The organism is Thauera sp., from assembly GCF_035444905.1.
GTDB lineage: Bacteria > Pseudomonadota > Gammaproteobacteria > Burkholderiales > Rhodocyclaceae > Thauera.
This window is the reverse complement of sequence record NZ_DAOMPS010000057.1, coordinates 1-10733: the sequence shown is the minus strand read 5'-3', so window position 1 is coordinate 10733 and position 10733 is coordinate 1. Positions and strand designations below refer to the sequence as shown.

Here is a 10733-nt window from a genome sequence, read left to right as displayed (position 1 = left end):
ATCACCGTTGACGCCGACGGCGATGCGGAAGTCTACACCCCGAAGATCTTCGGGCATCTCGTCTCTGTCCGCTACGTGAAGACGGACTTCGCCGATGGCGTCGATTTCGTCGTCACGAACGAGACGACCGGCGAGACCGTCTGGTCGGAGGAGGCCGTCAACGCCTCGGCATCGCGGTATCCTCGCGCCGCGACGCACACCACGGCGGGCGCGGCGTCGCTCTATGCGAGCGGCGGCACCGCGGTGCAGGGCCGCATCGCCATCGGCGGCGACCGGCTCAAGATCGTGGTCGCGGACGGCGGCGTGTCGAAGTCCGGCACCCTCCACTTCCTGATCGAGGGCTGAGTCATGACCGTTCGCACCCATGTCATCGACGCGCCCTCGACGTCGGGCCAGGTCGGCACGCACTACTCGCCCTGGCTCTCGGGCTTCATCGAGTCCGTCGAGTACGTGAAGGCCGGCAGCAACCCCTACACCGATGGCGTCGACTTCACGATCACGTCGGATGTGACCGGCGAGAACATCTGGACCGACACCAACGTCAATGCCTCGGAGACCGTGCGCCCGCGCGCGGCTACGTGCTCGACGGCCGGCGTCGCCTCGCTCTACGCGGGGTCCGGAACGGCGGTGAACGACCGGATCGCGCTCGGCCGGGATCGCGTCAAGATAGTGCTGGCGCAGGCCGGCGCGAGCAAGAACGGCTCCTTCCGGATCACGGTCTCCGATGAGTGAGACCTGGTACGTGATGGAGGACGGCGCCGTGGGCGATCCGCTCGAGATCGCCCCGGACGACGCCGGCATCCTTCGACACAAGGACGGCCGTGCGGTGGCCTACAAGCCGCATGGCCCCCGCTCGCGGATGGTGTCCGCCGAGGAGATCGCCGCCTATCGCACGCGCGAGATGACGGCAGAGAAACCGAAGCGGGCCTATCGCACGCGTCAGGTGAAGGCGGACTGACTTGGGCCTGTGGTCGCGCGTCAAGGGCGCCTTCGTCGGGAAGGGGGCCGAGGGGGAATTTCACCCCGGCCCCTATTTCACGGGCGACGGCTGGCTGCCGGCTGGCACGCCGTGGAACTTCTGGCAGATGGGCCAGAACCCGCGACCCTACTCCGGCGCTTCGGCGATGGTCGAAGCGTGCATCGCGGCCTATTCTCAGACCACGGCCATGTGTCCCGGCGACCACTGGCGGCTTAAGTCGGACGGCGGCCGGGAGCGTGTCACGACCTCGGCTCTGGCGCGCATTCTCAGGAAGCCGAACGACTACCAGTCGATTTCTGACTTCCTGCTGAACTTGACCCGCAGCCTCTATGCAGATGGCAACGCCTACGCACTAGCCATCCGGAACGATCGATTCGAGATCGCCGAGATGCACCTGATGCAGTCGCGCTCGTGCTACCCGCGCGTCGCAGAGGACGGCTCAATCTTCTACGCGCTCGGCGGTAACGAGATCATCGACTCCCGCCTAGGCGCACTGGCAGCGGTTCCGGCCCGGGACGTGATGCACGTCCGGCTCCACACGCCGCGCCACCCGCTGAAGGGCGAGACGCCGCTGCTTGCCGCGGCCCTGTCCGAGGCCATGGGGAATGCGGCTCTGCAACAGCAGATCGCCTTCTTCAGCAACCAGGCGCGCCCATCGATCATGCTCTCGACAGATCAGGTTCTCACGGCGACGCAAGCGGCCGAGCTCCGGGCTCGGTGGAACGAGCAGACGCGTGGCGAGGGCGCTGGCGGAACTCCGATCCTCACCGGGGGGCTCAAGCCTGTCACTGTCTCCACGACGGCGAGGGACGCCGAGATAGCCGAGTTGCTGAAGAAGAGCGACCAAGACATCGCGCTGGCCTACCGCGTGCCTCTCCATATTCTCGGCCTCGGCGGGCCGGTGCAAGGATCGACGGAAAGCCTCATGCAGTCGTGGAAGGCCAGCGGCCTCGGCTTCTGCCTGAACCATATCGAGGAAGCCTTCGGCCGGATGTTCGGCCTTCGTGGGGTTCCCGAGGAATATGTCGAGTTCGACACGGATGCCCTGATGCGCTCGGCGTTCAAGGATCGGATCGAGGCTCTTGCGCGCGGCGTTCAGGGCGGGGTCTTCGCGCCGGATGAGGCGCGCGCGCAGATGGAACTTCCGAAGGTTCCTGGCGGCTACGGCGAGGAGCCGCGGGTGCAGCAACAGGACGTGCCGCTGAGCGCGTGGGAGAAGGGCCAGGTGGCCCAGCCGGCGACCCCGGCCCCGCCCGCGCCTCCGGCCCCGGACGAGGCCGAGGAGCCCGAGGATGCCGAACGAGCCAATCCCGACGCGATCCTCCGGCGCCTCTATGACCACCGCCTACACTGAGGCGCTGGAGCGCGCCCTTGGCCGGGTCATCGCGGACGCGGAGCGGCAGCTCGAGGTCTACCGGGAGAAGGCGGACGCGCTCATCGCGGGCCTGAGCGCGCGCCTTGTGGAGACCGAGGTTCGGTGCGCCGCGCTGGAGAGCGAAGTCCGTCGGTCGGTGGAAGAGCGCCTGGCCGCGGTGAAGGACGGCGCGCCGGGGAAGGATGCCGACCCAGCGGTCACCGCGGCGCTCGTCGCTGAGGCTCTGGAAGCGCGACTGGCGGCTGTGGAGGCGCGGGACGTTGCCGCCGAACTTCGGCCCTCGATCGAGGCCATCGGGCGCGCGCTCGATGAGCTGGAGATCCCGGAGGCGCCTGAGCTGCCCGACGTGGCTGGGATGGTGCAGGAGGCCGTGAGCGCGGCCGTGGCAGGCATCGAACCACCCCCGGATGTAGCGCCGCTGGTTGAGGCCGCCGTGCGGGCTGCCGTGGATGCGTTGCCGGGACAGGACGAGGTCGAGCGGCTGATCGCTGAGCATGTGGAGCGCGCTGTGTCGGCCTTGCCGCCAGTGGCGCCCGGCAAAGATGCCGACCCTGAGGAAATGCGCGCGGCGGTAGCTGAGGCCGTGACCGCGGCCGTGGCGGCCCTCCCGCCGGCCGAGCCAGGGAAGGACGCGGACGAGGACGCCATCGTGGCGCGGGTTCTTGCTGCGATGCCCACGAAGGACGAGCTGCGCGGCCCTCCGGGTCGGCTTCCTGTCGCGAAGGCATGGATCGATGATGTGCACCGCGAGGGCGATGTTGTGCGGCACGGCGGCGCGCTCTGGCAGGCGCAGCGGGACACCGGCAAGGAGCCGCCGCACGAGGATTGGGCCTGCCTCGCCTCGGCGGGCGACAAGGGCGATCCGGGCGAGAGCATGACCGTCCGCGGCACATGGTCGGCGGAAGAGGCATACCGTCGCCTCGACGTGGTGGCGCTGGACGGCTCCGGCTTCGTGGCGAAGATGGATGATCCCGGCCCCTGCCCGGGAGATGGGTGGCAACTCGTCGCCTCGAAGGGTGGGCGCGGGAAGCCCGGCGAGCCCGGCAAGGGCATCCCCGGCCGGCCCGGCGCTCCGGTCATCGAGGGCACCGTCACCGAAGATGGGATGCTGCGGTTGACCAATGGCGACGGCTCGGTGGCCGAGGTGGATTTCTATCCCGTGCTGTCGAGGCTGAAATGACCCTGCGGCGGGTGGACGACCCGACCCTCCTGGTCACCGTCGAGCAGGCGCGCGCCAATAGCCGCATCGACTCCGACGTGGAGGATGATCTGATCGAGGCGCAAATCCGCGCTGCCACGGCGTATGCCGAACGGTGGTGCGGGACCGCCTTCGTTCCGCAGACTTGGGAGCAGGTGCTCGACGCTTTCCCCGCGAATGCGGCCGAGATCGACCTCGAAATCGGGCCGATCACGAGCGTGACGAGTATCAAGTACGACGACCCCGATGGCGTGGAGCAGACCGTCGACCCCGCGAACTACCGTGTTGACACGGTTTCTCGCCGCGGGTGGGTGATGCTGTCCGAGGGTGCGGTTTGGCCGGAGACGATGGCGACCATCAACGCGGTGCGGGTGCAGTTCGTGGTTGGCGCGGCGGACGAGGACGTCCAGCAGGCCGTCCTTTTGCTCGTGGGCCACTGGTACCAGAACCGCGAAGCGTCAGGCGAGAAGCTCGACGAACTCCCGTTCGGGGTTGCGGCGCTTCTGAACCTTCATCGGAGGCTATTCGTGTGACCACGATCATCGTCGCTACCACCGGCAGCAACACCGCCGCCGGAACCGAAGCCTGAGGGCGGCATGGCCAGGCTGCATGTCCTCGCCGGCGACCCGGTTTCGCGCTCCTACACCATCGTCGTGCACGCGGCGACGCCCGCAGGGAACAATCTCGCCGGGGTCTCCTGGGCGGCGGCGCTCGTGGCGTCGGGCCGCGCGAAGACCGTGATGACCGAAGGCAACGACCCGGGTCAGATCAGCACGGCAGAGAAGAACGCCATCCTGGCGGGGACCGTGATCGAGGGCGTCTTCAGCTTCACCGACAATCCGGCGCTGAACGATCAGCAGAGGGTCGAGATGCTGGATCAGCAGGCGACGCAAGTTCTGGCCGAGCTCCAGGCGCGGCTTGGCGTGGAGCTCCTCTACTGGGGGGCGACGCTAAGCTGATGGCCACCGCGACCCCCGCCAAAGGCAGCGCGACGGCGCTGACGATCACCCTCGCCTCGCTGGCCAACTCGACGACCGCGGGTCGCGCGAGCGCCGCCATCGACAACGGCAGCGACGACGCCATCGACGCCGAGCTCTGGGGCCAGATCACGACCGGCACGACGCCAACCAACAACAGCCAGATCGAGATCTGGCTCTATGCGGCAGGGGACGGCTCGGACTACTCCGGCGGGGCGTCGGGCAGCGATGCCGGGCTGACGCCCTCGAACAAGGCACTCCTGCGGCTGGCGCAGGTGATCCAGGTGACGAACACCAGCAACGTGACGCACAAATTCTACATCGGCAGCGTCGCCGCCCTCTTCGGCGGGCTGCTGCCGGAGAAGTGGGGCGTCTGGGTGCTGAACAGCTCGGGTGTCGCCCTGCACGCGACCGCCGGGAACCATTTCGTTAAGTACCGCCCGGTCAAGTACGAGAGCGCCTGATGGCGGTCGCCTTCAACGGGACCAGCCAGTATCTGCAGATCGCGGCCCCCGCCGTGACGACGCTGCCGTTCACGATCGGGTTCTGGCTCTACGTCGGCGCCGAGGACTACAAGAACCTCTGGTCGATGGGCGCGGCCAGCGCCGATCCCGCCTGGGAGATCTGGCACGATCCGTGGAACAACCTGCGGCTCGACTACTGGAGCGGCTCCGCCAACCAGGGCGAGGTGCTGGCGACGATCGGCTACAACGAGTGGATGTACGTCGTCGGCCGGTTCATCTCGCCCACGAACCGGCGCCTCTCCGTCCTGCGGGCGAACGGCAACGTCAGCCACTCGAACAGCACCGGGTCGGTCAGCCCGACGACGCTCGATCGGATGACCCTGGGCGCCTACTGGAGCAACGGCAGCCCGAGCGGGTTCTTCGCCGGCCGCATGGCTGAGTTCTGGTTCGCCGATGCCGACGTGCAGCCGGACGGGGGCCAGCTCGACAACAGCATGCTCCACCAGCTCGCCCGGAGGGGGCCGCTGAGCATGCCTCACCTGCAGCCGGTGTTGGTCGAGTACCTGCCGCTCTGGAACGGCCGTCCCGATCCGCTCTACCAGCGGGGCGGGGCGCGGGCATGGGGAGGGGTGATGCCGGCGCTGGCGCCGCATCCGCCGATCTACGCGGACTACCAAGGCCTCCAGTGGAACACCCGCAAGCTGCTGATGGTGTGACGGCATGGCGATCGGGTTCCTGCCGCTCCCGCTGGCGTCGGCCGGGGCGGGCACCTCGACCGGCGTGCTCGTTGCGACGGAGAGCGGCGCCGACGCTGCGGCCCTTGCCGGCGAGGTTCTGGTTGCCGGCACCCTCGCTGCGACCGGGGGCGGCGCTGACGTAGCGGCTCTCGCCGGCGACGTTCTCGTCACCGGCGCGCTGGCCGCGACCGAGGCCGGATCGGACATCGCCGCGGCGGAGGGCACGGTAGCCTTCCCGGAGAGGACGGGCACCCTAGCCGCGACCGAGTCTGGATCGGATGCCGCTGCAATCTCCGGTGCCGTCGGGGTCTCAGGGGGCATGGCGGCGGTGGAAGCCGCGGACAGCGCGGCGATGGTCGGCAGCGTTCTGGTCGTCGGATCGATCGATGCGGCAGAGACCGGTTCCGACGCGGCGGCGTTTGCCGGCAGCGTCGCCGCAACGGGCGCGCTGGCGGCGTCAGAGGCCGGGAGCGACACGGCGAGCGCCGCGGGCGCGGTGGCCGTCAGCGGCGCGCTCACGGCGTCTGACGCTGGGTCGGATGCTGGCGCCTTCACCGGGGCCGTACCGGTTGCTGGTGCTCTGGCTGCGGTGGAGTCCGGCGCTGACGTCGCCGCCCTCGAGGGCACCGCCGAGCAGATGGCTGGGACGATGTCCGCGCATGAGGCGGGCGCGGACCAGATGGTCGCCGCTGGCGCGGTGCTCGTCGCGGGCGCGCTGGCGGCCGCCGAATCCGGAGCCGATGGCGCGGCGCTCGCTGGCGGTGTCGCGGTCGCTGGCGACATGGCCGCGCAGGAGACCGGGGCCGATACTGCGGCGGTCGTGGGAAGCGTCGCCCAACTCCCATCCAGCACCGGAACGTTGGCCGGGCAGGAGACCGGCAGCGACCTCGCCGCGGCGCACGGCCTGGTGCTCATCCAGGGTGGGCTCGCTGCGCAGGAGATGGGCAGCGACACCTTCGCTGGCATTCAGGTGCCGCCCCGCCGGCCGACGCGGGCGAGCGGTCTCCGGCCGGCCTCTCTCTCGACGGCAGAGCGAGCCGACGCCCGATCCACGGCCCGCCGACCGGCGAGCCTTTCGACGACACGACGCATCCCCTCATAGGAGCCGACAATGGCTGTGACCTACAACACCGCCGTGAAGACGGCGCGCATGACCGCGACCCGCGACTACTTCGCCAACGGGACGCTGGAAATCCTGACCTCGGCGGACGCGGTGCTCGCGACCTTCGGACTCGATACCGACGGAGGGGACATCTCCGGCGCAGTCTGGACGCTGGTCTTCGACGCCGCGACGGTCGCGGCCAGCGGCTCGGGGACCGCCGCCAAGGCGCAGATCAAGACCAGCGGCGGGTCGGCCCACCTGACCGGGCTCACCGTTGGCACCTCGGCGGCCGACATCATCCTCGACAACACCAACATCGCGACTGGGCAGGACGTGACCCTGAGCTCGGCGACGATCACCCACGCGTAACAGGAGACTGCAATGGCGAACCTCACCATCACCGCTGCCAACGTCATCGCGGGCGCCGGGTCCGTCCAGGACCAGGGCCTCGCGGGCACGACCATCACGGCGGGCGAAGTCATCTACCAGGCGGCCACGAAGAAGGCGTTGCTTGCCGATGCCGACGAGGACACGGCCCTTGAGCGCGCCCCCAAGGGCATCGCGCTGAACGGCGCCAGCGACGGCCAGCCGCTGCGGTGGCTGAAAGCCGGTCCGATCACCATCGGTGCCACTCTGACGCCGGGGACGTTCTACTACCTCTCCGACGATCCGGGAAAAATCTGCCCGCTCGCGGACGTTACCGGCGGCGACTACATCGTGCAGATCGGCTACGCCAAGGACGCGGCGGTGCTCATGGTGGACTTCCAGATCACCAACGTCGCGACGGCGCCCTGATGGCCGATCTGCCGGTTGTCGAGCTCCGCCCTGCCTTCGGCGAGAGTGGCTCGCTCGTGGAGGTCTACGTGGACGGCAAGCTTCTCGGCAAGCTGGTCACGGGGGACCGCCGCACGCTGGTGGAGATCTCGCCCGAGGTCATGCGCCAGCAGGGTGCTCTCCGAAAGGCGGAGAAGGCGTGATCGGGGTGCGCCAGCCAGCGCCTCGGGCCGCTTTCTGCGTGTGCGCTTACTGCGGCTCGGATTTGGCCGTAGGGTCGCAGTGCGACGGATGCGGGGCGCGGTCGGCTCGTCGGGCCGAGTTCGTGGCAGTCCCGGACTGCGACGATCCCGATGCGCCCTACTGGATCGTCAAGCCGGTTTGGACTGGCTCTGGCGTGAGTCGCTGATGCCCTGCGAGGGCTGCGCCAGGCGCCGTCGCTTCATCAAGGATGCGCTCGGCCGCCTGATCCCGTGGGAGAAGCCCGATGAAGACGATCGAAGCGGGGAAGCTGCGCGAGAGGGTGACGCTCGCGAAGCGGGTCGAGACGAACCCCGACGCGCCGGATGACTACGGCAACACCGTGGGCGAGTGGCAGGATCAAGGTGAGGTTTGGGCGGAGTTCGTTTTCCGCCATAGCGGCGAAGCGGTCATCGCTGGCCGGCTTCAGGGCCGCAACACGCTTCTGGTCCGGGTTCGGACCTCTCCGCTCACGCGGCAGGTGTCGTCGGAGTGGAAGGTGACGGACGCGCGGACCGGCACCGAATATGCGGTCGCAGGCCCGCCGGAGGTCTATCCTGCGGTCGTCGAGATCCTCTGCCAGAGCGGGGTAGCGGTCTAGATGGCCAAGGCCGAGGTTCGGAACGAGGCGAAGCTTCTCCGCAAGCTGACGATCATCCCCCAGGCGATGCGGGGGGAAATCTACCATGCCCTCGGCGATGCGGCCGACGAGATCACCGACATGATGCGCCGGCTGGTTCCGGTGGAGCCAGGGAAGCCGGACCTTCGGGACAGCATCGGGTGGCGGTGGGGCCGGCGGGCTCCGAACGGCAGCGTTGGGGTGGCAACGCTTCAGAGTGAGCAGCGCGAAGACCTGACGATCACGATCTACGCCGCGGACAACCAGACATTCTACGGCACCTTCGTCGAGTTCGGGACGGTGAAAATGGCGGCTCGGCCGTTCTTCTTCGTTAGCTGGCGGGCCAACCGGAAGAATGCGCGGTCGAAGATCAGGGCAGCGGTCCGCCGCGCCGCAAAGCGGGTGGCGGCCAGTTGAGGTGAAGCGATGACCAGCCCAGCGGCGGAGCTTCACGCGGCCATTGTCCCGCGCCTCAAGGGCGCTCTGGCCGCGCTTGTGGGGGACAGGGTTTACGATCACGTCCCGCGCGACACTGGCGGTGCGCTTACGGCGGCATTCCCCTTCGTGAACGTCGCGGACTTTCAGGAGATCACAGACGACGCCGACTGCATCTCCGGGGCGGAGATCGTCGTGACGATTGAAGCGTGGTCGCGCGCGGTCGGGTTCCCAGAAGTGCATCGGATCGCGTCGGCGGTGAAGGCCGCGCTGCACAACGCCGACATAGATCTGGATGAGGCCGCCCTCGTGGCGCTGGAGCATGGGACCACGCGAACGCTTCGCGACCCGGACGGCCTGACCAGCCACGCCATCCTCGAATTTCGGGCGCTTGTAGAGACGCCCTGAAATCCCCGCTTCGGGGAGCCTGAAACGGCCTTCGGCAAGCCGCCCGGCCCGTCGTGATGACGCGCCAGTCCCTCAGATGGAGCCACCCAAATGGCGAAACCCACCACGGCCCGTCCGGGGTCCTTCATCATCGCGCTCGGCGATGGCGGCAGCCCGGAAGTCTTCACCGCCCCCTGCGGCTTCACGTCGAAGGCGTTCAACTTCACCCGCAACCTCGCGGAAGTGAACATCCCCGACTGCGACGACCCGGACGCCCCCGACTGGCTCGGGCGCGATGTGGTCTCCCTCTCCGCGTCGGTCTCCGGGTCCGGAGTCCTCGCGGCGGAAAGCATCGAGACGTGGCTCGCCGCGGTCAACACGACGGCGAGCGTCAACGTCACGGTGACCGTCACCTACACGACCGGCGTTCTCACGATGACGGGCGCGATGCAGATCGAGAGCTTCGGCGTCTCCGCCGAGCAGGGCCAGAAGGTCTCCGTCGATGTGTCGATGCAGAGCGACGGAGAGATGACGGTAGGGTGGACCCCCCTGTGACCCGAGACGCCTCCATAGACCTCGACTTCGCGGACGGCACCTATCGCTTCTGCCTTCGTTACGGCGAGTTGATGGAGTTGCAGGAGAAGACCGACGCCGGCCCGGTGTGGGTTCTCAACCGCCTGATGCTCCCTACCGCGGAAAACCGCGGGTGGCGTGTCGAGGACATCGTGCATGTCCTGCGCCTCGGGCTCATCGGCGGCGGCATGAAGCCGTCCGATGCTCTCCGGCTGGTCCGGACCTACGTCGAGGCCCGCCCGCCTATGGAGTGCCTGCTCCACGCGCAGGCGGTCCTCTCGGCGGCGCTGATGGGGGCTCCGGACGAGGCGCAAAAAAAAAGCGCAGCGGAACCGGGATCGCAGCCGGCGAGCGAGGCAAGTGGCGCTTCGGTGAAGCCCTCGGCGCAGGTGCCGCAATAGGTCTCTCGCCCGTGGACGTGAAGGCGCTGAGCGTTTGGGAGCTTGGCGTCGCGCTGGAGGGGTGGGCCGAAGCGCACACGCCGCAGAAGCCCGGCGGGATGACAGCGGCCGAGGAAGACCTGATCTGGGAAGACGTTCAGAACTGGCGGATGCACTGAATGGCGCAAGACGTTGAACGGCTCGTCGTCCAGCTCTCGGCCGACTTCAAGGCGTATGAGAACGCCATGCGGAAGGCGTCGGGGCTGACGCGGGACCAGCTTCGCCAGATCAAGGCGGACGCGGCCGGGGTGGGCACCGCAGCCGAGACGGGCTTCCGGCGGTTCGGGCAGGCAGCGCAGGCGACGCGCGGGAACGTCATCAACTTCCGGCACGCCCTGACGAACATGGGACTCCAGGCGCAGGACGTGGCCGTGCAGCTCAGCATGGGCACCAGCGCCATGCGGGTCTTCGGCCAGCAGGCCCCGCAAATCCT

The 10733-nt window shown here is 68.6% G+C and carries 20 protein-coding genes; all 20 read left to right on the top strand.

Going from position 1 to position 10733, the window contains the following annotated elements; translation table 11 throughout:
- The coding region (locus PLC66_RS18855; protein WP_324543371.1) for a hypothetical protein at positions 1-345 on the top strand (345 nt) is incomplete at its 5' end.
- A 3-nt stretch (positions 346-348) separates the two neighbouring features.
- Complete coding sequence (locus PLC66_RS18850; protein WP_297972492.1) at positions 349-732, top strand: hypothetical protein; 384 nt, start codon at positions 349-351, stop codon at positions 730-732.
- Positions 725-958 (top strand): hypothetical protein, encoded by a 234-nt coding sequence (locus tag PLC66_RS18845; protein WP_297972489.1) that lies wholly within the window; start codon positions 725-727, stop codon positions 956-958. The genes PLC66_RS18850 and PLC66_RS18845 overlap by 8 nt, the downstream gene beginning before the upstream one ends.
- A gap of 1 nt (position 959) precedes the next feature.
- Positions 960-2333, top strand: a complete 1374-nt coding sequence (locus PLC66_RS18840; RefSeq protein ID WP_324543368.1) for a phage portal protein — start codon at positions 960-962, stop codon at positions 2331-2333.
- Positions 2314-3534: a hypothetical protein gene (locus PLC66_RS18835; protein ID WP_324543366.1), complete on the top strand. Its 1221-nt coding sequence runs from the start codon at positions 2314-2316 to the stop codon at positions 3532-3534. Before PLC66_RS18840 ends, PLC66_RS18835 begins: the two co-directional genes overlap by 20 nt.
- On the top strand, positions 3531-4085 hold the full coding sequence (locus PLC66_RS18830; protein WP_297972482.1) for a head-tail connector protein: 555 nt from the start codon (positions 3531-3533) through the stop codon (positions 4083-4085). Before PLC66_RS18835 ends, PLC66_RS18830 begins: the two co-directional genes overlap by 4 nt.
- A gap of 63 nt (positions 4086-4148) precedes the next feature.
- Complete coding sequence (locus tag PLC66_RS18825; RefSeq protein WP_297972479.1) at positions 4149-4511, top strand: hypothetical protein; 363 nt, start codon at positions 4149-4151, stop codon at positions 4509-4511.
- Positions 4511-4993 carry a hypothetical protein gene (locus tag PLC66_RS18820; protein WP_324543363.1) on the top strand — a complete coding sequence of 161 codons (483 nt, stop codon included), beginning with the start codon at positions 4511-4513 and terminating at the stop codon, positions 4991-4993. The genes PLC66_RS18825 and PLC66_RS18820 overlap by 1 nt, the downstream gene beginning before the upstream one ends.
- On the top strand, positions 4993-5709 hold the full coding sequence (locus PLC66_RS18815) for a LamG-like jellyroll fold domain-containing protein (RefSeq protein ID WP_324543361.1): 717 nt from the start codon (positions 4993-4995) through the stop codon (positions 5707-5709). Before PLC66_RS18820 ends, PLC66_RS18815 begins: the two co-directional genes overlap by 1 nt.
- A 4-nt stretch (positions 5710-5713) precedes the next feature.
- Positions 5714-6832 carry a hypothetical protein gene (locus PLC66_RS18810; RefSeq protein ID WP_324543359.1) on the top strand — a complete coding sequence of 373 codons (1119 nt, stop codon included), beginning with the start codon at positions 5714-5716 and terminating at the stop codon, positions 6830-6832.
- Between the two features lie 9 nt (positions 6833-6841).
- Positions 6842-7201 (top strand): hypothetical protein, encoded by a 360-nt coding sequence (locus tag PLC66_RS18805; protein WP_324543356.1) that lies wholly within the window; start codon positions 6842-6844, stop codon positions 7199-7201.
- 12 nt (positions 7202-7213) lie between these two features.
- Positions 7214-7627, top strand: coding sequence for a hypothetical protein (locus PLC66_RS18800; RefSeq protein WP_324543354.1), 414 nt, complete (start codon positions 7214-7216; stop codon positions 7625-7627).
- Positions 7627-7809 carry a hypothetical protein gene (locus tag PLC66_RS18795; protein ID WP_324543352.1) on the top strand — a complete coding sequence of 61 codons (183 nt, stop codon included), beginning with the start codon at positions 7627-7629 and terminating at the stop codon, positions 7807-7809. The genes PLC66_RS18800 and PLC66_RS18795 overlap by 1 nt, the downstream gene beginning before the upstream one ends.
- Positions 7810-8093: 284 nt before the next feature.
- Positions 8094-8447, top strand: coding sequence for a phage head closure protein (locus PLC66_RS18790; protein WP_324543350.1), 354 nt, complete (start codon positions 8094-8096; stop codon positions 8445-8447).
- Entirely contained in the window at positions 8448-8882 is a 435-nt protein-coding gene (locus tag PLC66_RS18785; protein WP_324543348.1) for an HK97-gp10 family putative phage morphogenesis protein, read from the top strand.
- Positions 8883-8891: 9 nt separating this feature from the next.
- Positions 8892-9308, top strand: coding sequence for a DUF3168 domain-containing protein (locus PLC66_RS18780; protein WP_324543346.1), 417 nt, complete (start codon positions 8892-8894; stop codon positions 9306-9308).
- Positions 9309-9398: 90 nt separating this feature from the next.
- A complete protein-coding gene (locus PLC66_RS18775; protein ID WP_324543344.1) occupies positions 9399-9842 on the top strand; it encodes a phage tail tube protein in 444 nt (147 codons plus the stop codon).
- Positions 9839-10261: a gene transfer agent family protein gene (locus PLC66_RS18770; RefSeq protein ID WP_324543342.1), complete on the top strand. Its 423-nt coding sequence runs from the start codon at positions 9839-9841 to the stop codon at positions 10259-10261. Before PLC66_RS18775 ends, PLC66_RS18770 begins: the two co-directional genes overlap by 4 nt.
- A gap of 11 nt (positions 10262-10272) precedes the next feature.
- Positions 10273-10419: a hypothetical protein gene (locus tag PLC66_RS18765; RefSeq protein WP_324543340.1), complete on the top strand. Its 147-nt coding sequence runs from the start codon at positions 10273-10275 to the stop codon at positions 10417-10419.
- A partial coding sequence (locus PLC66_RS18760; protein ID WP_324543338.1) for a hypothetical protein occupies positions 10420-10733 on the top strand: 314 nt, incomplete at its 3' end.